This window comes from Cognatiyoonia sp., assembly GCF_965661665.1.
GTDB lineage: Bacteria > Pseudomonadota > Alphaproteobacteria > Rhodobacterales > Rhodobacteraceae > Cognatiyoonia.
This window is the reverse complement of record NZ_CBFIEO010000017.1, coordinates 22,528-44,100: the sequence shown is the minus strand read 5'-3', so window position 1 is coordinate 44,100 and position 21,573 is coordinate 22,528. Positions and strand designations below refer to the sequence as shown.

At 55.9% G+C, this 21,573-nt stretch carries 22 protein-coding genes; 20 read left to right on the top strand and 2 right to left on the bottom strand.

Annotation, left to right across the window (positions count from 1 at the left end):
• Positions 1-447 precede the first annotated feature (447 nt).
• From ACTF5F_RS11585 to ACTF5F_RS11575, 3 genes are read left to right on the top strand one after another with little or no spacing between them, the layout of a single operon-like run.
• Positions 448-1,260: an ABC transporter substrate-binding protein gene (locus ACTF5F_RS11585; protein ID WP_438957029.1), complete on the top strand. Its 813-nt coding sequence runs from the start codon at positions 448-450 to the stop codon at positions 1,258-1,260.
• Position 1,261: 1 nt separating this feature from the next.
• Complete coding sequence (locus ACTF5F_RS11580) at positions 1,262-2,095, top strand: amino acid ABC transporter permease (protein WP_438957028.1); 834 nt, start codon at positions 1,262-1,264, stop codon at positions 2,093-2,095.
• A complete protein-coding gene (locus ACTF5F_RS11575; protein ID WP_438957027.1) occupies positions 2,095-2,826 on the top strand; it encodes an amino acid ABC transporter ATP-binding protein in 732 nt (243 codons plus the stop codon). Before ACTF5F_RS11580 ends, ACTF5F_RS11575 begins: the two co-directional genes overlap by 1 nt.
• On the opposite strand, the gene ACTF5F_RS11570 is transcribed toward ACTF5F_RS11575, so the two are convergent.
• Entirely contained in the window at positions 2,819-3,811 is a 993-nt protein-coding gene (locus ACTF5F_RS11570; RefSeq protein ID WP_438957026.1) for an ester cyclase, read from the bottom strand. The genes ACTF5F_RS11575 and ACTF5F_RS11570 overlap by 8 nt on opposite strands.
• 124 nt (positions 3,812-3,935) lie before the next feature.
• On the opposite strand from ACTF5F_RS11570, the gene ACTF5F_RS11565 reads away from it, so the two are divergent.
• From ACTF5F_RS11565 to ACTF5F_RS11500, 14 genes are all read left to right on the top strand, one after another.
• Positions 3,936-4,988: an ABC transporter ATP-binding protein gene (locus tag ACTF5F_RS11565; protein ID WP_438957025.1), complete on the top strand. Its 1,053-nt coding sequence runs from the start codon at positions 3,936-3,938 to the stop codon at positions 4,986-4,988.
• A 93-nt stretch (positions 4,989-5,081) separates the two neighbouring features.
• Entirely contained in the window at positions 5,082-6,311 is a 1,230-nt protein-coding gene (locus ACTF5F_RS11560; RefSeq protein ID WP_438957024.1) for an ABC transporter substrate-binding protein, read from the top strand.
• A gap of 74 nt (positions 6,312-6,385) precedes the next feature.
• Positions 6,386-7,411 (top strand): carbohydrate ABC transporter permease, encoded by a 1,026-nt coding sequence (locus ACTF5F_RS11555; protein ID WP_438957023.1) that lies wholly within the window; start codon positions 6,386-6,388, stop codon positions 7,409-7,411.
• On the top strand, positions 7,411-8,292 hold the full coding sequence (locus tag ACTF5F_RS11550) for a carbohydrate ABC transporter permease (RefSeq protein WP_438957022.1): 882 nt from the start codon (positions 7,411-7,413) through the stop codon (positions 8,290-8,292). Before ACTF5F_RS11555 ends, ACTF5F_RS11550 begins: the two co-directional genes overlap by 1 nt.
• Positions 8,289-8,825, top strand: coding sequence for an ester cyclase (locus ACTF5F_RS11545; RefSeq protein WP_438957021.1), 537 nt, complete (start codon positions 8,289-8,291; stop codon positions 8,823-8,825). The genes ACTF5F_RS11550 and ACTF5F_RS11545 overlap by 4 nt, the downstream gene beginning before the upstream one ends.
• A gap of 4 nt (positions 8,826-8,829) precedes the next feature.
• On the top strand, positions 8,830-10,140 hold the full coding sequence (gene hisD, locus ACTF5F_RS11540; RefSeq protein ID WP_438957061.1) for a histidinol dehydrogenase: 1,311 nt from the start codon (positions 8,830-8,832) through the stop codon (positions 10,138-10,140).
• Positions 10,137-11,189: an ester cyclase gene (locus ACTF5F_RS11535; protein ID WP_438957020.1), complete on the top strand. Its 1,053-nt coding sequence runs from the start codon at positions 10,137-10,139 to the stop codon at positions 11,187-11,189. The genes hisD and ACTF5F_RS11535 overlap by 4 nt, the downstream gene beginning before the upstream one ends.
• A complete protein-coding gene (locus ACTF5F_RS11530) occupies positions 11,189-11,953 on the top strand; it encodes an SDR family NAD(P)-dependent oxidoreductase (protein ID WP_438957019.1) in 765 nt (254 codons plus the stop codon). The genes ACTF5F_RS11535 and ACTF5F_RS11530 overlap by 1 nt, the downstream gene beginning before the upstream one ends.
• On the top strand, positions 11,953-12,975 hold the full coding sequence (locus ACTF5F_RS11525) for a LacI family DNA-binding transcriptional regulator (protein ID WP_438957018.1): 1,023 nt from the start codon (positions 11,953-11,955) through the stop codon (positions 12,973-12,975). The genes ACTF5F_RS11530 and ACTF5F_RS11525 overlap by 1 nt, the downstream gene beginning before the upstream one ends.
• Positions 12,972-13,940 carry an ester cyclase gene (locus ACTF5F_RS11520; protein ID WP_438957017.1) on the top strand — a complete coding sequence of 323 codons (969 nt, stop codon included), beginning with the start codon at positions 12,972-12,974 and terminating at the stop codon, positions 13,938-13,940. The genes ACTF5F_RS11525 and ACTF5F_RS11520 overlap by 4 nt, the downstream gene beginning before the upstream one ends.
• Positions 13,941-13,951: 11 nt before the next feature.
• Positions 13,952-14,917 (top strand): cupin domain-containing protein, encoded by a 966-nt coding sequence (locus ACTF5F_RS11515; RefSeq protein ID WP_438957016.1) that lies wholly within the window; start codon positions 13,952-13,954, stop codon positions 14,915-14,917.
• An 81-nt stretch (positions 14,918-14,998) separates the two neighbouring features.
• A complete protein-coding gene (locus ACTF5F_RS11510) occupies positions 14,999-16,123 on the top strand; it encodes a cobalamin-independent methionine synthase II family protein (protein WP_438957015.1) in 1,125 nt (374 codons plus the stop codon).
• Entirely contained in the window at positions 16,120-16,824 is a 705-nt protein-coding gene (locus ACTF5F_RS11505) for an alpha/beta fold hydrolase (RefSeq protein WP_438957014.1), read from the top strand. The genes ACTF5F_RS11510 and ACTF5F_RS11505 overlap by 4 nt, the downstream gene beginning before the upstream one ends.
• Positions 16,817-17,512, top strand: coding sequence for an RraA family protein (locus ACTF5F_RS11500; protein WP_438957013.1), 696 nt, complete (start codon positions 16,817-16,819; stop codon positions 17,510-17,512). The genes ACTF5F_RS11505 and ACTF5F_RS11500 overlap by 8 nt, the downstream gene beginning before the upstream one ends.
• 6 nt (positions 17,513-17,518) lie before the next feature.
• Here ACTF5F_RS11500 and ACTF5F_RS11495 read toward each other — a convergent pair whose 3' ends face one another.
• Entirely contained in the window at positions 17,519-18,328 is an 810-nt protein-coding gene (locus tag ACTF5F_RS11495) for an HpcH/HpaI aldolase family protein (protein ID WP_438957012.1), read from the bottom strand.
• A gap of 325 nt (positions 18,329-18,653) precedes the next feature.
• On the opposite strand from ACTF5F_RS11495, the gene ACTF5F_RS11490 reads away from it, so the two are divergent.
• The 3 genes from ACTF5F_RS11490 (at position 18,654) to ACTF5F_RS11480 (ending at position 21,536) form a co-directional block, all read left to right on the top strand.
• On the top strand, positions 18,654-19,592 hold the full coding sequence (locus ACTF5F_RS11490; RefSeq protein WP_438957011.1) for a substrate-binding domain-containing protein: 939 nt from the start codon (positions 18,654-18,656) through the stop codon (positions 19,590-19,592).
• Positions 19,593-19,672: 80 nt separating this feature from the next.
• On the top strand, positions 19,673-20,746 hold the full coding sequence (locus tag ACTF5F_RS11485) for an ABC transporter permease (protein WP_438957010.1): 1,074 nt from the start codon (positions 19,673-19,675) through the stop codon (positions 20,744-20,746).
• Between the two features lie 13 nt (positions 20,747-20,759).
• Positions 20,760-21,536, top strand: coding sequence for an ATP-binding cassette domain-containing protein (locus tag ACTF5F_RS11480; protein WP_438957009.1), 777 nt, complete (start codon positions 20,760-20,762; stop codon positions 21,534-21,536).
• Positions 21,537-21,573: the final 37 nt, after the last annotated feature.

Below are 21,573 nucleotides of genomic sequence, written 5' to 3'. Positions count from 1 at the left end.
CAAAGCGGATCTTCCGGTTTGATAAGATCCAAGATGTTGTTGTGATTGACGCAGAGTTTGGCGAACGCTCGCAAGAGGTCAAGGCCGAAGGTTGGGGTTTTTGCATTGGGAACAACTGCTTTATCGCTGAAAATATCTGTGAATAGCTTGGGTTGTTCCCAAGCCACGCAAACCGGCTATGCAAAAAACGGTGGTGTACACCCCGCCAAGACAGGCGTAAAGCGCAGGCAACAACCGCTGAACGAATGGAGCCGCGTCATGTCTGCACTCCTCAAATCCCTCACTTCACGTCTCAAGACTTTCCTGAAGGTAGAGCCTGTCCCATGCTGGACAGAGTATCTGCGTGAGAAGCCCCACCGCTCTTAAATTGCGTTGATCCTCTGGCCCTAGACTCCCTCACGGACCCGCCATAGACTTTTGGCGACTAGGATAAAGAGGATCGACATCATGACAAAAGCTATTGTACTCGCACTGGCGACCACTGCTTTGGCCACATCGGCTTTCGCTGGCGGGCACTGCGCGGCTGGTAAGACGCTGACCGAAGGCACGCTCACCATCGCAACGGGCAATCCGGCTTACTATCCTTGGGTGATGGACGATGCGCCTGAAAGCGGGCAGGGGTTTGAGGCGGCTGTGGCCTATGCCGTGGCAGCCGAAATGGGCTTTGCTGCAGAAGACGTGGTTTGGGTGCGCTCATCCTTTGATGAGGCGATCCAACCGGGTGCCAAGAATTTCGATATGAACATGCAGCAGTATTCGATCACCGCTGAACGTGACGAAGTTGTTGACTTCTCAGCCCCTTATTACAGCGCGCCGATGGCCGTGCTGGTCAGCCCCGGTGCTGTTGAAACAATGCCAACCTTGGAGGCCTTGAAAGGCCTGAAGTGGGGCGCGGTTGGGTCAACCACTGCGGTGGCGAAGCTCAACGATGTGATTCAGCCAGATAGCGACCTGCTGCTTTATGGTGACAATGCGGACGTGAACGCTGCAATGACGGCAAACCAAATCGATGCGGCACTTTTTGACTTGCCGACAGCACTGTTCCTGAGTGCGGTGATGATCGAAGGGTCAAAGGTCATAGGCCAGTTCCCAGCGGATTCCGGCGACAACCCTGATCAGTTCGGCATGCTGATGGAAGAAGGCAACCCGTTGAAAGCATGCGTGGATGAGGCGCTGGCCGCTTTGACCGAAGGCGGTACCTTGGCTGCGATCGAGGCGGAATGGTTGCAAGACACCACCGGTGTGCCGCTGATCAAGTAGTATGGCTGACCCAAAAGCGGCGGGGCTGACTCGCCGCGAGCGCTATGAACACCACCAACTCCGTCGATCGCTGATCATTGCCAGCGTTAGTACGGTGTTGGTGGTTCTGGCGCTGATTATCTTTGTGCCGATGACGCCAGGGTGGGAGAAAGTTCAGAAAAGCTTTTTCAATTGGGATGTCTTGGCGAAGTCTTTTCCGAAGTTGCTTGAGGCTTTCAAGATCAACGTGATGATCTTTGCGTGGTCGGCCCCTGCGATTGCGATCCTTGGGTTGCTGATTGCCTTGGCACGCGACGTGAAATCGCCCGCCCTTTTTCCGCTGCGCATCTTTGGTGTGGTGTTTACGGATGTCTTCCGTGGCGTGCCGGTGATTTTGACCGTCTATCTGATCGGCTTCGGCATACCGGGACTGGGTTTGCCGCGCCCGTGGAACTCCCCCTATATCTGGGGATCGCTTGCGCTGATCCTGACCTATTCGGCCTATGTCGCTGAAATCTTCCGCTCCGGCATCGACAGCGTGCACTACAGCCAACGGTCCGCGGCATTGTCGCTGGGTCTGTCAGAACGTCAGATGATGCGTGATGTTGTATTGCCGCAGGCGATCCGCAACGTGGTGCCCAGCCAAATGAATATGCTGATCGCCTTGCAAAAAGATGTCTCGCTCCTCAGCTTCATTGGGCCGGTTGAGATTTTCAGGCAGGCGGGCGTGTTCAAATCGCTTTTGGCCAATTTCACGCCCTATGTTGGGGCAGCGATCATCTTTTTGGTCGTGACGATTCCTGCCACCCGTTACGCGGATTACCTGATGGCGCGCCAGTCGCAGGAGCGGCGCTGATGGCGAAGCTTGCATTGAGATCAGTCGTCAAACGCTTTGGCGAAAACACCGTATGCGACGGGATAAATCTTGATGTGGAACAGGGGCAGATGGTCTGCCTCATTGGCGCGTCAGGTGCGGGCAAATCGACACTTCTGCGCTGTATCAATCTTTTGGAACCTATCGAGGATGGGGAGATTTTCTTGGACGGCGAAGATATCGCCGTCCCCGGTTTAGATCCGCAGGTCGTGCGGTCGCGGATCGGCATGGTATTTCAAAGCTACAACCTTTTCCCGCATATGACGGCCCTTGAAAACGCTATGCTTGCCCCGCGACGCGTGCACGGGCAATACCGCGCTGATATTCGGCCTGATGTTGAAGCGCTTTTCGAAAAGTTCGGGCTGGCCGACCGGATGGAAAACTATCCCGATCAACTGTCTGGCGGTCAGCAACAAAGGGTGGCCATTGTCCGTGCGCTCGCCATGCAGCCAGAGGTGATGCTGTTTGATGAGATCACCTCTGCCCTTGATCCGCAATTGGTGGGAGAGGTGCTTGATGTTCTTTTGATGCTGAAGGCACAAGGAATGACGATGGTATTAGCCACACATGAGATGGGATTTGCGCGTCAGGCTGCGGATAAGGTGTGCTTCCTAAAGGACGGCAAGGTCATCGAAGAAGGACCGCCAAACGTGCTTTTTGACAGCCCGCAAAGGGACGAAACAAAAGCCTTCCTCAGCCGCGCGCTTAAGTAGCCGCCTCTGCCAGATAATCGACGCCTTGAGTTTTCCAGAAATGGAGTAGGTCGATAAAAATCCAATTTTCAGCCAGCTTGTCTCCTTCGCGCCGATAGAGATCGATCACGCGAAACTCCCCCCGTTTGCCGGTGGGTTCGTGCCCCATAAATCGGCCGGACAGGGTGGCGGTGAAGTTGGGCCAACCAGCGAAACCGCCAAACTCGCCTTCGGCCACACGGGCGATGTGATTGGTTTTAGACCGGTCCGAAAATGCCGCGCGGAACGGGCCGGAATGTTGCTTGGCATAGCGTTCGATGGTGTAGCTTGCGCCGATCCCTTCTGGCCCCCACCACAACATGTCGTCGTGCCAGCTCAGTGCCAGCTCTTCCTCCAAAGGCAAACCTAAATTCCACTGTCCAAGATCGGCAACCATTCGGTTGATCGCATCGCGGGTCGCTTGGCCCTCGGCCGGATCTTGCGCCTCAAAAAGCAAACCAGTGTGTGTCATCGGCCCAGGCTGAACCATATGTGCCGCTGTTTGGACGGGGAAGGGGGATTGTCCAGCCTGCGCCATCAAATGGGGCAGATCGAAATACATCATCTGTTCAGCAATCTTGCCACCTTCAACACGATGAAACGCGCAATAGCGCAGCATAGCCATCTTGCATGTCGGTTTGACGCCTAACCACGGTTGGTCAAAAAGCCCCATAAGATGACCCATTGATACGACCCAAGTGCTGGCATGGCCGTCCAGCTCATTCGTGCCTGCAAAGAAAATGTCCAAGCGGCGCTGAATGCGGGTCAAGCTGGTGCGCAGCGGGACCCAAAACATGTTGGCCACCTCGGCGGGATTTGTCAGCTCACCAAATGGGTGAAACCCGCGCCAGACATACGTGTCGGCGGCATAGGTTTGCTCAACGCCCGCAATTTGGTCCAAAGGTGCGGTATCCAGCGCGTTATAATATTCTTGGATAAGTGTTTTTTCGGATTTAAAATCAGTCACTTCGTCTTTTCCATGTCATGGTGATTGGGTCGTTTTCAAAAAAGAACTTGCCCAACGCCCAGTCACAAGTCTACCTTTTTTGCAAACGTATGCAAAATTACGTGATTCCATAAAGGGGGCCCATATGGCCGAGATTGAACTGCGTCATGTTTCCAAGCGCTGGGGATCATTCGTCGGTGTGGACGATTTCAATCTGACAATTGCAGATCGTGAGTTTTTGGTGCTGCTTGGTCCGTCAGGATGCGGCAAGACAACGACGATGCGTATGATTGCAGGTCTGGAAGACCCGACCGATGGCGAAATCCTTGTGGATGGCAAGGTTGTCAACAGTCTTGAACCGAAAGACCGCGACGTAGCGATGGTCTTCCAAAGCTATGCGCTCTACCCGAATATGAACGTTTATGAAAATATCCGCTTCCCGTTGCGGGTTCGTGACGGCGGCAAGAAAGCGGATCATGAGAAAAAGGTCATGCGCGCCAGCGGCATGGTGGAACTTGATGATTTCTTGCACCGCAAACCTGCAGAGCTGTCAGGCGGTCAGCGGCAGCGTGTAGCACTGGCCCGTGCCATCGTGCGTGAACCCAATGCCTTCTTGATGGACGAACCGCTGTCTAACCTTGATGCGAAACTGCGCGTGTCCACACGTGCGCAGATCAAGAACCTTAGTCATGAGCTGTCAGTGACCACAATCTATGTCACCCATGACCAGATCGAGGCCATGACACTCGCCGATCGTGTGGTCGTGATGGAAAAGGGTGTTGTGCAACAGGTAGGCAGCCCGACAGAGATTTATGACAAGCCTGCCAACCGCTTTGTGGCCAGCTTTATCGGATCGCCCGCGATGAACTTGATTAACGGTGAAATGAAAGGTGGGACGTTCCACGCCGCCGGGACCGAGATTTCGGGCCTCACCGCGCCAGACGGGCCTGTGACCCTTGGATTCCGCGCCGAAGATGCGATCGTCCCCTCTGCAAAGGGTCAGATCACAGCGCCAATTTACACGCTTGAGCTTTTAGGTGACGCGACAATGGTCAGCGTGCGCATTGGGGGGGCGTTGGTCAGCGCCAAGGCTGACAAAGCGTTCCGTGCCGATATCGGCGACACGGTCACGTTCGAAATACCAGCAAAAGAATGTCACCTGTTCCATGCAGACACAGGTGAACGAATTGGGGATTAACCCCCAAAAGGTCCTTCGCCAGATTAGTGGAGGGCAAGAAAGGGATGCACGATTGCAAGGTGCATTCCGCAAAATGGAAACAGGGAGAGAAGTATGTTTCTTAAATCACTAACCACAGCCAGCGCTCTGGCTATCTTGACAGCAACATCTGCCGCAGCTTGCGAAATCAACGCACGCGTCAGCATCGTTGGTAATGAATTCCCAGCGATTCAGACAGTTGGCGCCGGGGCACAAGAATGTTCTGGCGCAGAGGTATCTACAAACCTTACCGCTGATCACCAGAAAATTAACATTCCGGGCATGCAAGGTAACCCTGCGGAATTTACTGCAGTTATCAACAACAACTCCGTATTGACTGCAGTTATGAACGAAGACCTTGTTCGTCCTCTGGATGACCTTGTTGCAAAGCACGGTGGTGGTCTGAAGCCAAACCAATTGATAACAATCGATGGTGAGATCATGGCTGTCGCGTTCATGGCAAACGCTCAGCACCTTGTTTATCGTGCCGACGTGCTTGAGCAAATTGGTGTCGACGTGCCAGAAACCTACGAAGACATGTTGGCAGCAGCCAAGATGATCCGTGACCAAGGCATTATGGAATATCCAGTCGGTGGTGCATATGCATCCGGTTGGAACCTCGCGACAGAGTTCATTAACATGTACTTCGGCCATGGTGGTGAGATTTATGAGCCAGGCACAGCTGAGTTGGCAATCGAAAACGATCAGGCCGTTGCTGCCTTGAACATGATGAAGGCTCTGTCTGAGTACATGAACCCAGACTTCCTAACACACGATTCAAACGCGACAAATGCGGAATACCGCGCTGGTAACGTGGCCCTAATGAACATGTGGGGCAGCCGTGCTGCCACAATGACAGCAGCTGAAGGCGTCCCACAGGAAGTGATCGACGGTTTTGCTATTGCCGGCCCAATGACGGCCGGTGGATCTGACAGCAATGCGACGACTTTGTGGTGGGACGGTTTTTCAATCGCAAAGAACATTTCTGATGAGGAAGCAGAAGCGAGCTTCATCGCTCTTGTCCACGCAATCCGCCCGGCAGTCATTCAAGACGAAGAAACAGCGACACAAGCTGTTTGGTTGATCGATGGTTACGAGCCAACAGAAGCAGCGATTGGTGTGTTCGCAGCGGCTAGTGGTAATTCTAATCCTTATCCATCTCTTCCACAGCAGCCATTGTTCCACACCGCTCTTGGTGCTGAGCTATCTGACTTTATGCAAGGCAACGAGTCTGCAGAGCAAGCTCTGGCAGACATCACATCTGCATATACCGCTGCGGCAAAAGAAAAAGGCTTTCTCCAGTAAGTAGCCCATGACGATGGGGGAGGGCGCCCGCGCCCTTCCCACCTTTTCTTTTCACGCAACGAACGGCACGACCTATGAAACATCGTACCTTCTTTTGGTTTTTCCTGCCCACTGGGCTGGCCATGCTGCTGTTTATTGCTTTGCCGATTGCGTCGATCCTGACGCAGTCTGTGTTCGCGCCCCATGAAGCGGTGCTGATCACCGTTGAAAACTGCGACCCGTTTGGGTGCAAAGAATCCACAATAATTGACCAAGATGCGACCGCCGCGATCCGCGATGCCAAACCCTTGGGCCGATTTGTCGGATTGGATATTTACAAAGACCGCGGCCACCTCGCCTTTGCCGAAGTGGGCGAGGCATGGCGCACGTCCGAGACCTACGGGGAATTCCTCTCCGATCTTAACAACTTGCCATTCTACCGCGCGATGGCGTTCACGCTTACCTACACCTTCGTGGTCACACCTTTCGTTATCCTGCTGGGCCTGCTCATCGCTCTGGCCGTCAACACACTGACGCAGAGGCTCAAGGGCCTCGTGATCTTCTTCTCACTGCTGCCTTTTACGGTGCCTGCGCTGATCGGCTCCCTCGTGCTTTTCTGGATGATCGACGCGCGGGGCATTATCGGCAACTCGATCTCGTGGCTTGCCCAAGACCCCGACCTGTCGATCAAAGCCTCTACACCGTTGATGTGGATCGCGATCATCGTCTGGGGCATCTGGCACTCCGCGCCCTTCGCCTTTGTCGTTTTCTATGCGGGCCTGCAAACTCTGCCGAAAGACCAATTGGAAGCCGCACAGATCGACGGCGCCTCGCGGTTCCAACAAGTGCGTTTTGTGATCGTGCCACACCTGATGCCGCTCGTCACCTTTGTCGCGCTCATCAACATCATGGACAACTTCCGCGTCCTTGAGCCGATCATCGGCTTCTCAGCCTCTGCTCATGCCACAACGCTCAGTTACATCATTCTGAACGATCTTGGGGGCGAAACGCGACAGCTTTCAGCTGCGGCGGCCACATCGGTCCTGATCATCATCTGCGTCGCCATCCTTCTGACGCCAGTCCTGACGCGTACATGGCGCGACTTTAAGGGGAAAGCGTAATGGCCAGCAAAGCTCAATCAACGCCCCTTGGCTTGAAGATCGCGACCTATGCGTTCCTCGTCCTCTGGCTCCTCGCAGCGGCCTTTCCGTTCCTCTGGACGGCATGGGGCAGCTTCAAGGTGGAGCTTGATTTCTTTTCTATCACGAATTGGTCGGATGCGCTAACTGGCCCGAGGACGGAGGCGACCTATGGGTCACCCTTCACGCTCGCCGGTTACGAAGGCGCATGGATTCAAGAGGAGTTCTGGCGCTCTGTACTCAACACCTTCATCGTGTGTTTCTTCGTGGTCTGCACATCGCTTACTATCGGCACACTGGGGGGCTATGCACTATCCCGTTCCGGCTTCCACTACACATTCTGGCTGCTCATCATTGCGCTCATTTTCCGTGCTTTGCCACAGGTGACATTGGTTGCGGGCTATCTGTTGCCAGCGTTTGAATGGAACGTCTGGGGCATCCTGCCCACAGCCATCATTGCGCTGGTTGCAATGAACCAGCCCTTCACCCTCTGGATGCTTCATTCCTTCTTCCAAAACATCCCGAAAGAGCTGGACGAAAGCGCCAAGGTTGACGGGTGTACGCAGTTTCAAGCTTTTCGCTTTGTCATCGTACCCGTTATGTGGCCGGGCGTGATCACCACCGGCCTCTTCAGCTTCTTGCTGGCTTACAACGACTTTATCGTGACCTCGATGTTGCTGTCGGAAAGCAACCGCACGATGGTGCCTGCCATTGCGGCCTTCTTGGGTTCAACCTACACCGAAGGTCAGGTGATGTTTGCAGTGGCGGCTGTGGTTTCGGCCTCCGTCCCGATCTTCATTCTGGTTATGCTGTTCCAGCGCCAGATTGTTAGCGGCCTCACGGCGGGGGCTGTCAAAGGATGAAGGGATCACGTCCAGAACAAGCTGTCCTCAGCCGCGACACCGATATGTCAAAAACTGAAGCCACCCGCGCGGTTATCGAGGGCATGGTCGACGGCCTGAACGATCACCGGATCGCCGATATTGGGGAATTCTTTTCCGAGACATTCTCTTGGATGGGCAACACTGGTTGCGGCACCAAAGAAGGCCTGCGCGAGTTTCAGGACAATTGGCAAAAGCCGTTCCAAGCGGCATTTTCTGACAAGGTTTGCGTGGACGAATCCCGCCTTTACATGGGCGAATGGGCCGCGGCCTTTGGCCGGCAAGAGGCGACGCATTCCGGCACCTTTATGGGCGTCGCCCCCACCGGAAAGCGGATCAACATCCGCTACATGGATTTCTGGAAAGTCGAAGACGGCAAAATTACCGACAATTGGGTGATGGTCGATTTTCCCCACGTACTCGCCCAACTCGGCGTTGATGTGTTCAACGGCGAAGGCTGGGAAGCTTATGACCGCGGTGAAAAGACGCCGCCAACACCCGAAACCCGAGGATGATCCGATGGCGATTGAGCATCTGAAGCAAAGCAAACCCGAAGCTGAAAAGAAAGAAGAGGACGCGAAAGTTCGCTCCGTCGTAGAGGCGACGTTGGCCGACATTGAAGCACGCGGTGATGCGGCCGTTCGTGACCTGTCCAAAAAGTTCGACGGGTACGAGCCTGAGCGGTTCCGCCTAAACGCTTCTGAAATTGAAGCGGCGATGCAAAAGGTATCAACCCGCGATATGGAAGACATCAAGTTCGCCCAAACCCAAATCCGAAACTTTGCGGAGGCGCAGCGTGCTTCGATGACGGATGTTGAGGTTGAAACGATGCCGGGTGTTATCTTGGGTCACAAGAATATCCCGATGCAATCGGTGGGCTGCTATGTGCCGGGCGGGAAATTCCCGATGGTGGCGTCTGCGCATATGTCGGTTCTGACGGCGAACGTTGCTGGCGTTCCGCGCATCATCGCTTCCGCCCCGCCAGTTAACGGCGAACCACATCCCGCCATCGTCGCCGCGATGCAGATGGGCGGCGCGCATGAGATTTACGTCATGGGTGGCATTCAGGCTGTGGGCGCTATGGCCATCGGGACCGAAACGATTGATCCTGTGCATATGCTCGTGGGCCCCGGTAACGCGTTTGTCGCTGAAGCGAAGCGACAGCTTTTCGGACGGGTCGGTATCGACCTCTTCGCTGGTCCGACCGAAACTCAAGTGATCGCAGATGAAACCGTCGATGCCGAAATGTGTGCTACCGATCTGCTGGGTCAGGCGGAGCATGGCTATAACTCCCCCGCGATGCTGATCACCAACTCACGCAAACTGGCCAATGAAACATTGGTTGAGATTGATCGCATCCTAAAGATCATCCCGACGGCAGAAACGGCGTTGGCGTCTTGGGACAACTACGGCGATATCTTTGTCTGCGACACGTATGAAGAGATGTTGCAGGTCGCCAATGATACGGCTTACGAGCACGTTCAAATCATGACCGACCGCGATGATTGGTTCCTTGAGAACATGCACTCTTACGGCGCGCTGTTCCTCGGCCCGCGCACCAATGTGGCCAACGGCGACAAGGTAATCGGCACCAACCACACGCTGCCAACGAAGAAGGCGGGGCGCTATACTGGTGGTCTATGGGTCGGCAAGTTCCTCAAAACCCATTCATATCAGCGCGTCACGACGGATGAAGCTGCAGCTTTGGTTGGTGAATATGGCTCCCGCCTATGTATGCTGGAAGGCTTCGTGGGGCATGCGGAACAATGTAACCTGCGCGTCCGTCGTTACGGCGGCAAGAATGTGCCTTACGGCCACGCCGCTGGATGACCTGCGCCCACCGGCATAACCAGGCGCTGCTCGATCCCTATCGCGCCGCCCTTTATGCCGGTGATGCTGACGCGGTTCAGGCTGCACTGCACGCTGTAATGGCGCCTGATTGCACGATCCATATGTGCCATCCGTTTGGCGATTTGACAGGGCCCACGGCTTTTGGGCAGACGGTGCTATCCCCACTCACGGAAGCCTTCCCAGATGTCGAACGTCGCGATTGGATCGTCATCGGGGGTGAAGATGAACAGGGCAACGCTTGGGTCGGTTGCGGTGGGCATTATGTTGGCACCTTCGTCGCACCGCTTCTTGATATCCCACCGACTGGCCATCTGGCGCATATGCGATTCCATGAATTCTACCGCTTCGAGGACGATAAAATCGTCGAGGTTCAGGCGATCTGGGATATTCCCGAACTGATGATGCAAGCAGGGGCATGGCCTATGGCGCCGAGCCTCGGCCGAGAGATGTTCGTCCCTGGACCAGCTACCGCCGATGGCACGTCCCGTGCGCCGCGTGACGCGGATCAAAGTGCTGCCAGCCAGCAACTGATCATCGACATGCTCACCCATATGATCCGCCACCCCAACCAGGGCGGACCAGAGGTGATGGAATTGCCGAAGTTCTGGCACGAAAAGATGAACTGGTACGGCCCCGCTGGCATTGGGACGGGGAGGGGCACAGCGGGCTTCCGCAATTGGCATCAAATCCCATTCCTTGCGGCTATGCCCGACCGTGGTCGTCATGAGGACGAGATTACCCATCACTTCTTCGGCGATAACGCCTATTGTGCCGTCACCGGCTGGCCCAATATGACGCAAACGATAACCTGTGATGGCTGGATGGGCATCGCGCCCAGCGGGCAGAAGGTCACGCTCTGCTCGCTTGATTTTTGGCGGGTCGAAAACGGCAAAATCCGTGAAAACTGGGTCTTGGTTGATCTGTTGGATCTCTACCGGAAAATTGGGGTCGACGTTCTGGCCCGCATGCGCGAATTTAACAAAGCCCGCGTGCTGGGCACCGTCCCATTCCCTGTAGGAGCCCCCTGATGTCTTTGCCCAAAACCCCTTCATTTCGCCTTGATGGTAAACGCGCGCTGGTCGCTGGCTGTTCTTCTGGCATTGGCTTGGCCTGCGCTGTTGCATTGGCAGAAGCAGGCGCCCATGTGACCCTATCCGCCCGTCGCGCGGATAAGCTGGAGGCGCTGCACGACGACATCCAAGCCAAAGGCTGGTCGTCCGATGTGATGCCACTGGATGTCTCTGACGTGGATGCCGTGCAAAAGGCCGTCGCGGATGCGGAACCTTACGACATCCTTCTCAACGCGGCGGGCCTCGCCCGCCACGGTCCGTCACTTGAAACCAACGCGCCTGATTTCGACGCAGTAACGGGTATCAACCTCAAAGGCGCGTATTTCCTGAACCAAGCGATTGCCAAGAAACTGATCGCTGCGGACAAGCCTGGAAGCCTGATCACGATTTCGTCCCAGATGGGATACGTCGGCGGACAAGAACGTGCTGTCTACTGCGCTACCAAGCACGGCGTTGAAGGCATGACAAAAGCCCAAGCGATTGAGTGGGGTAAATACGGCATCCGCGTTAACACAATCTGCCCCACGTTCATCGTGACCGACCTGACACGCCCCACCTTTGAGGACCCTGAAAAGAAGGCGTGGATCATGGATAAGATCAAACTTGGTCGCGTGGGCGAGGTGGAAGATATCATGGGCGCGTCCGTCTTCTTGGCGTCAGATGCCTCTGCACTGATGACCGGCACGCACATGATGCTGGATGCGGGGTGGACCGCAGACTAATGGCACAGGCAAAGGTCACATCGGCAGAAGTTGCAGCCCGCGCTGGCGTCAGCCAGTCGGCGGTCAGCCGCGTCTTTACACCCGGTGCCTCCGCCTCTGCCAAAACGGTTGAAAAGGTGAAAGCTGCGGCAGAGGAACTGGGCTATCGGCCCAACGTCCTTGCCCGCGCAATGGTGTCTGGCAAAAGCCGGATCATCGGGTTGGTGGTGGCTTACCTGAACAACCACTTTTATCCCGTGGCGCTCGAACTGTTGTCGAATGAGCTTCAGAAACAGGGCTACCACGTCCTTATCTTCACCGCGCCAAACTCCATCGATGGGGTCGATAATCTAGTGCAAGAGTTGATGGACTATCAAGTCGATGGCATCATTGCGGCGTCCGTCTCGATGAGCTCAACCCTTGCTGATCGTGCCCGTCTTGCAGGGATTCCGGTGGTGCTGTTCAACCGTGGCCTTGATGGCAGCGGGCTGTCTGCTGTGACGTCGGCCAATACCGAGGGGGGCCGCAAGGTGGCGGAGTTCCTTGTGGCAGGGGGTCACAAACGGATCGCGCATATCAGTGGTTGGGCCGGATCCTCCACCGGACGGGACCGTGCGATTGGGTTCAGGGCTGGACTTGAGGCTGCGGGCCAAAAGGTACATGCGGAAATCGACGGGCTCTATTCCCGCGAAGCGGCGTCCGAAGCGGCCCGCGATCTGATGACCGACCCGACACCGCCCGATGCGATATTTGTCGGCAACGATCACATGGCCTTCGCCGTCATGGATACACTGCGGTTTGAGATGGGGCTGCGTATTCCGGACGATATCTCGATCGTTGGATACGATGATGTGCCTATGGCGGCTTGGGCCTCCTACAACCTGACCACCGTTCGCCAATCCGTCAATAAGATGGTGACAACCACCATTGAAACGCTTTTGGATCAAATCAACGATCCAACCCGCACACCGCAAAAGACCGAAATTCAAGGGCCGCTGATCGCACGCGGTTCTGCAAGACGCCCAGAAGGATGGACACCATGAAAGGTTTTTCAAACCGGTTCACCGATTTTCCGGACTACATCATCGGGATCACGAAAGAGATTTGGGAAGATCGCGGGATTGGCACGCTGCATGACTATTACGCGCCTGAAATTCCCGTACGGTCGCCAGGCAGTGTGGTCAAAGGCAATCAAGGCGTTATCGCTGCGACAATGGCTACATTGGCGGAGTTTCCCGATCGCACGCTTTTTGGCGAAGATGTCATCTGGTCTGGAACACCGGAAGAGGGGATGCTCAGTTCCCACCGTCTCCACACAACGGCTACCCATGCCCATGATGGTGTCTACGGTAAGGCAACGGGTAAAAAGCTCGACTACCGGATCATCGCCGACTGTCATGCAATCAACAATCAGATCAACGATGAATGGCTGATCCGCGACCAAGGCGCGATTGTGCGTCAGTTGGGATGGGACCCGAAAGAGTACGCCGCTGATCTGATTGAGCGGGAAGGCGGCGCGGACAAATGTGTGAAGCCGTTCACGCCAAAGATTGACATCGACGGCCCTTACAAAGGGCGAGGCAATGATAATGAGTGGGGTCAGAAATATGCTTACGTTCTGACCCGCATCATGAACGCTGAATTCAATGTGATCCCGCAGGAATATGACCGCGCAGCGAACCTTGAATATCCAGGTGGTGTGACCACGCTGTCCCATGATGGGGCTGACAAATTCTGGATGGGCCTCCGTGCATCCTTCCCCAATGCGGAATTCAAGATTGAACACCAGATTGGGCGTGAAGATCCTATGATGCCGCCACGTGCTGCAATCCGCTGGGGGCTTTGGGGCAAGCACGACGGATGGGGCACGTTTGGCGCACCCAGCGGCGCTCAGGTCTATGTCATGGGCTCAACCCATGTGGAGTTTGGCCCATGGGGCATCCGCCGCGAATACACGTTGTTCGATGAAACAGCGATCTGGAAGCAGATCGTTCTGGCGACAGGATAAGGAAGACAGCGATGACACCAACAGAAATGGAAGCCCGCATAGTCCGCTATGGCGATTTGCGCCCTTGCAAAACGGCGTTCATCGACGCGCACACGCCCGGTTCCAACCAAAAAGAAAACTTCACCATCATTGGGGGCGGCGTGTCTGAATCTGCCGATCAGCACGTCCATATCCAAGACACGCCTGGCTTCAACATCGGTGCTGCTGGTCAACCGCCGAAATGCCGCAACTCGCTGCATTCGCACCGCACGGCAGAGGTGTTCTTTGTCCTCAAAGGCCGCTGGCGGTTCTTCTGGGGCCGTTGGGGGGATGCGGGCGAAGTCGTTCTGGAAGAAGGCGATATATTCAACATCCCTACGGGTATCTTCCGCGGGTTTGAGAACATCGGCATCGACTACGGGATGATCATGGCGATCCTTGGCGGCGACGATGCAGGCGGCGGTGTCATCTGGGCCCCGCAGGTGATCGAGGACGCCACCGACCACGGCTTAGTGCTTGGGGAGAACGGCAAGCTATACGACAGCAAGAAAGGCGTTTCCCTCCCCGACGGGATAAAGCCGATGCCGCTTTTGACTGATGAGGAACTCAAAGCCTTCCCCGAACCCTCAACCCTCGACGTGGTGCCGCATTACGTTGCCCGCTATTGGGACTTGATGGCGCTATCCGACAAGCAGCCCGCGAAGGTGATTGGGGAAAACGGCATCTTGCGCGACAAACCGGGGTTTGAAGTTGAGCTGCTGAGCAGGGGGTCCATCTCACCCAACGAACATACCCACAACCACCACACCATCTTGATGCCGATGCGGGGACATTGGCGGCTCGATTGGATGAGCGGTTCTACTACGCTCAATCCGGGTGACACCTGCGCCGTGCCACCGGGCACCGCGCACGCGCTCTATCCGGCCATGACTGGCGAAGCCTCGCTTTACCGCGTTTTTTCCAATGACGATCCAGCAGGCGATACGTGGCTCGGCTAGTGTGCAACGTACATTCGCCCTGTGTACTCTGTGTATACGCTAGGTGTACGTTATTTTACTGACTTTTTGGGGGAGGAACCCATGACCAAAATTCTAACTTCACACGTGGGTTCACTTCCCCGCACGCAAGAGGTTGTGGATTGCATTTTTGCCCGTGAACACGGCAAAGAGTATGACCAAAACGCTTTTGACGCTTGTATGACAACAGCAGTGTCAGAGACGGTCCGCAAACAGGTCGATGCGGGTGTTGATATCGTTAGCGACGGTGAGACCTCCAAGATCAGCTATGCCACTTATGTCAAAGACCGCTACACTGGTTTCGACGGCGACAGCCCCCGTAATGCCCCCGCCGATTTGAAGAAATTCCCCACGTTTCTCAAACGCTTGGCCGACGATGGCGGCACCCCACAATACGCCCGCCCGATGTGCGTGGCGGAGGTGAAGTCCAAAGGCCAAGGCGAGTTGGAAAAAGACATCTCAAACCTCAAAACCGCGATGGCCGAACACGGTGTCGAACACGGCTTTATGAACGCCGCCTCACCCGGTGTGATTTCGCTCTTCTTGCAGAACGACTATTACAGCAGCCGCGACGAATACCTCGCCGCCCTTGCGGACGCGATGAAGGTGGAATACGAAACCATTGTCGCCAGTGGCCTTGATCTGCAACTCGATTGCCCCGACCTCGCGCTCTCAAGACATATGCTTTTCAATGACTTAAGCGATGAGGAGTTCTTGAAAATCGCAGGCTCCCATGTTGAGGCGTTGAACCACGCGCTGTCAGATGTCCCGGCTGAAAAGGTGCGCATCCACATCTGCTGGGGCAACTACGAAGGCCCGCATGTCTGCGACATTCCAATGGCCAAGATGTTCGACACGCTGATGTCTGCCAAAGCCCGCTATGTGCTGTTTGAAACCTCAAATCCGCGCCATGGTCACGAGTGGACTGTCTTCCGCGACCGCAAGGCCGACATTCCTGCGGACAAGGTTCTAGTGCCGGGCGTCGTCGACACCACCACCAATTTTGTGGAGCATCCCGAACTCGTCGCCCAGCGCACCCAACGCTTCGTAGATATCGTCGGTGCAGACCGCGTGATCGCAGGGTCTGACTGCGGCTTTGGCACTTTCGCCGGCTTTGGTGCGGTTGATCCTGAGATTGCCTATGCCAAACTCTGCGCGTTGTCCGAAGGGGCCGCGCTCGTCACATGACGCCGCTCGTACTTCTGCCGGGTATGATGTGCGACGCCCGCCTTTTTGCGCTGCAAATCAACGCCTTGAGCAAGGGCAGGGCAGTGACAACCCTCTCCATCCATGCGCATGACACGGTGAAAGCACTGGCTGCTGACGTTCTGACCAACGCCCCTGACCGTTTCGCACTGGTAGGGCTGTCGATGGGCGGTATCGTCGCGATGGAGGTGATCCGCCAAGCGCCCGGCCGCGTCGCTGGCGTCGCTCTTATGGATACGAACCCCAAGGCGGAGCACCCGAAAATCGCAGGGGACCGCACGCCCCAGATTGCCCGCGTGAAAGCAGGCAAACTGGTTTCTGTGATGCGGGATGAGATGAAGCCCAACTATCTGGCCGACACACCGCAGCGGGGCGACATTCTCGACCTCTGCATGGATATGGCCTTGGGCTTGGGCGCACATGCTTTTGAAAAACAATCCCGCGCCCTCGCCACCCGCCCAGATCAGCAAGAGACGCTCAAAGGTTACAAAGGCCCAACCTTGATTCTTTGCGGTGAGGACGATGCGCTTTGTCCCGTGCATCGCCACACGCTGATGTACGACCTGATGCCCCACGCGACCCTGACCATCCTCAAGGGCGCAGGACATCTGCCCACCCTCGAACAACCCGAAGCCACAACCGCCGCGCTCCAAGCGTGGCTGAAGGAGATCCCAAATGGATGATGCCCTCCTGACGCTCTTGCGCGCTATCGACACACCGACCGTTTGCAACGCCATCGAAGTGGCGCAAGGCAAGCGTGGGTTCAATGATTTTACGCGCGGGACGATGCTTTGCTCGGCACCTGAAGACCCCGCGATTGTGGGGTATGCCTCAACCGCCAAGATCGCGGCGGTCACACCACCGACTGAGCCACCCGAGGTGATCCGCGAACGCCGCATGGCCTATTACAAACAAATGGCCGAAGCGCCAAAACCGTCGATCTGCGTGATCGAGGATGAGGATTATCCAAACGCCATTGGGGCCTATTGGGGCGAGGTGAACACCACCATCCACAAAGGGTTCGGCATGTCGGGCACTCTGACCAACGGTGTGATGCGCGATCTCGGCGATATGGCAAAGGGGTATCCTGTCGTTGCAGGCTCCATCGGGCCGAGCCACGGCTTTGTCCACGTCACGGCCCTGCAATGTCCCGTTAACGTTTTTGGCTTAACCATCCATCCCGGTGATCTTGTGCATGCCGATCTCCATGGCGCTGTGGTCGTCCCGCCGGATGTGATCCCGCTCCTGGGGGCCGCGATCAAAAAGATGCAGGATACGGAACACCTGATCCTCGGCCCCGCGCGGGAGCCTGGATTTGACTTTGAAGCATTTGAGGCGGCATGGGCCGCATTCGAAAAGGCGCGCGTGTAGGGTGGGTTAGTATTTCAGGTCACGGCCTTTTGGCAGCGCCTCACGCCCATTCTGTTCGTGAAAGGCGCTTACTGCCGCCTTAGCGCCAGTCGCCATGAACCGCACATCGCCCCCAACGGTGGTCAAGTTGTAGCCCCAGCCAACAGCACGGGTTGCGTATTCTGGGGTCATGCAATGCAAACAGGCCAGAATGTTGTTCTGCTTGCAGACTCCCGCGATGCGCTGGATACGTTCGATCATCTCTGGCTCTTCGCGGTCCAGTCCTTCGGGCAGGCGCCCTTGTTCTATCCCAAGTGTCAGATCACTGGGACCCACGTAGATGCCGTCGATCCCAGGGGTTGAGGCGATCTCTTCCAAGTTCTGATAGCCTTCAGCTGTCTCAACCATCGCAATCGCCAGCACCTCGTCATTTACGCTCAGGCGATAGTCGGCGTAGGCGAAAAGCGCTCGTGTCGGGCCATAGCTGCGCTGTCCGCGCGGCGGATACCGCATGTAGGACGCAAACTCCTCCGCCTCCGCGCGGTTGTTGATCATCGGGCAAATGATCCCCATCGCACCCGCATCGAGCGATTTCATAATCGGTGCCGGATCAAGCCATGGCACCCGCGCCATCAAGACCGAGGGGGACGCCTTCATCGCTTGGAACATTGGCAACAGATCGGTGTAGTCGAGCGCCCCGTGTTGCACATCAATTGTCAAGCTATCAAAGCCCTGAGCGCTCATAATCTCAGCCGAAAACGGGCTCGCGATGGACAGCCAGCCATTCAAGATCGGAACACCGTCGTTGAACATCTGGCGAAGTTTGTTCTGCTGCATGTCCGGCCTCCCGCCTGCGCTTCTGTTGACCGAAGTTGTCCGCCGAAAACCATTCGGAGACAACCCATAGCTCGGATCAATTTGATGGCCTTCGGGAAACTTATTCTTGCAACCGGTTGCAAAATATCTATTCTGATCCTCAGCGACCGTGAGAATCGCAACCTGTATTGTGGTGATTTGATGTTTCAAACACCGCAGCTTTCGGTGCCACTTGGAGGGAATTCAGAGGCATTATTTTAAATTTGTCGGCTCCGCTGCGCCTTTGGCATGTCGGGGTCTCCGGTTCAAAAAAGGTGTGCCGGACACCAAAACATGGGAGGAAAACATGAAAAAGTATCTACTCGCGACAGGCCTGACGGTTCTGACAGCGACATCCGCGATGTCACAGGAAATCGGCGCAACATTTTCGCGCTTCGACGATAACTGGCTGACAGTTCTGCGCACCGGCATGCTGGAATACGCAGGCACAATCGACGGCCTGTCCTACCAGCAAGAAGACGCGACAGACGACTTGGCCAAGCAGATTGACCAGGTGAAGAACTTCGTCGCGCAAGGCGTGGATGCGATCATCGTGAACATCGTTGATACATCTGCTGGTGCGGCTGTGTCTGCGGCTGCTGGCGATACACCGTTGGTCTACGTCAACCGTGAGCCAGACAACGTGAACGATTTGCCGGCAACGCAAGCCTTCGTTGCATCGAACGAAATCGAGTCCGGTACATTGTCCGCATTTGAAATCTGCAAAAACCTGCGTGCAGAAGGCAAAGGCAACGGCGCGCGCGGCTACCTGATGAACGGTCAGCTGTCCAACCAAGCGGCTGTTCAGCGGTCCAAGGACGTCTATGACGTGATCGGCATGGACATGTGCAACTTCATGGAAATCATCGATGAAGCACCTGCCAACTGGTCCCGCGACGAAGCACAAGACTTGATGACAAACTGGATGTCTTCTGGTGAGCCATTTGACTTCGTTCTGGCCAACAACGACGAAATGGCCATCGGCGCGATCCAAGCGATGAAAGCGGCTGGCATGGACATGGCTGACGTTCAGGTCGGTGGTGTTGACGCCTCTCAGGACGCTCTGCTCGCAATGGCGGCTGGCGACTATGACGTCACCGTGTTCCAAGACTCCGTTGGTCAGGGCACAGGCTCCATCGACGCAGCGCTCAAGCTGATCGCTGGTGAAGACGTGGACAGTAAAGTCTACATCCCGTTTGTTCTGGTGACACCAGCGAACATGGGCGAGTTTATGTCTCGTAACTAAGGTCACCTGACCTTTTATTTTGGGCGGCGCGGTGTCGTGCCGCCCAATCTTTTCTAGCCAACAAAACTGGGGAGGCGAGCATGGCTGACACAAGCCAAGGCGTTGGTGGTCTAACCTTTGATAAATCAAAAAGATCGTGGCCGAATGAGCTGAACATCCTTCTTGCGCTGTTTATCATAATCGCGGTGTTTGAAGCGATTGGTCAGTTGGCCCCTTATATGAACGGGCAAAGCTTCCTGTTCGATACAAAAGACCGCTTTGACAGCATCTTCAACGAAGCGCGTCTAAAAATTATCATTCTTCAAGTCGCCATCATCGGCATCATTGCGCTGGGCGTGACCCAAGTCATCATTACGGCAGGGATCGATCTATCCTCCGGCCCCCTTGTGGCGGCGACGGCGATGATCGCGATGAGTTTTGCGCAAGTAGCCGAAGTGAATGGGTTTGCGAATCCGAAGGCCGTTTTCGGGCCCTGGGCGATGGACCTGCCGGTGGTCGTGCCGGTGGTGATTGGTCTGGCCTTTGGGGCAATGATCGGCCTGATAAACGGCACCTTCATTGCCTATTTCCGCATTCCGCCCTTTATCGCGACACTTGGCATGTTTCTCTTTTGCCGTGGCATCGCGCTTTGGTGGTCAGGCGGTAATCCAGTCTCCTTCCCAACAGATGCCTACGCTTGGATCGGCTCCGGCATGATGCCTGTGGTTTGGTTCGTGGCGCTGGCTATCATCTTCCAATTCATCATGAGCTACACCGTCTATGGCAAGCACACCTATGCCATCGGCTCCAACGAAGAAGCCGCGCGGATGTCTGGCATCAATGTGAAGCGCCACAAGGTGATGGTTTATATGATCGCCTCTATGCTGGCTGCGTTTGCGGGCATCGTCCTGAGCTCCAAAGCTGTGACAGCGCAGGCCGGCATGGGTGAATTCTACGAACTCTTCGCCATCGCGATGGCGGTCATCGGTGGCATCAGCTTGCAGGGTGGCCGTGGCTCTATCATCGGCACCGTCCTTGGTGCGATGGTTCTGGGCGTCATCCGCTCTGGCTTCACCTACATCAAACTCGACGGGTCCTATCAGTTGATGGCCATGGGCGCGATCATTGTCGCGGCTGTGATCCTTGACCAATACCGACAGAGAAATCGAGCTTAGGGAAGGCATTGAGATGAGCAACGAAATCGTTCTGGAGACTAGGGGCCTCACGAAGCACTACGGCGGTGTGCAGGCTTTGAACGACGCCAACTTCGTCCTCCGCAAAGGGGAGCATGTGGCGATCATGGGCGACAACGGGGCGGGGAAATCCACCTTCGTGCGACAGATCACTGGCGTGGAACAACGCACTAGTGGTGATGTTATATTTGATGGTAAACCTGTTCATTTCAACGGCCCCATCGACGCGCGTGAAGCAGGGATTGAGACAGTGTTCCAAACACTGGCTTTGGCCGATCACCTTGATGTGCCGGACAACCTCTTTCTGGGTCGGGAGAAGACCAAGTTTGACTGGCTGGGCCCATTCCGCCTGCTCGATTACAAAGCGATGCGGCAGGACACCTTAGACGCGCTGGAACGCACAGGCGTTAAGATCCCCAACATCAAGAACACAATTGAACGGATGTCGGGCGGTCAACGTCAGTGCGTGGCCATTGCACGCACGGCGAGCTTTGCCTCAAAACTGACGATCATGGACGAACCGACAGCGGCCTTGGGTGTTCAGGAAACGGCACAGGTTGAAAACATTATCCGCACGCTGAAAGAGCAGGGCGAGCCCTTGATCCTTGTCAGCCACAACATGCGGCAGGTGATGGATCTTGTGGACCGGATCATCGTCTTCCGTCGTGGTCGCATCGTCGCCAACCTTCGTAAAGAGGAGACGGACGGTCAGGACATCGTGGCCTACATCACGGGTGCCAAGACAGGTGCTGAGTTTGAAGGCGCCGCCTGATCGTTATTGACGACAAGGCAGGAATTAGGGCAGGTCG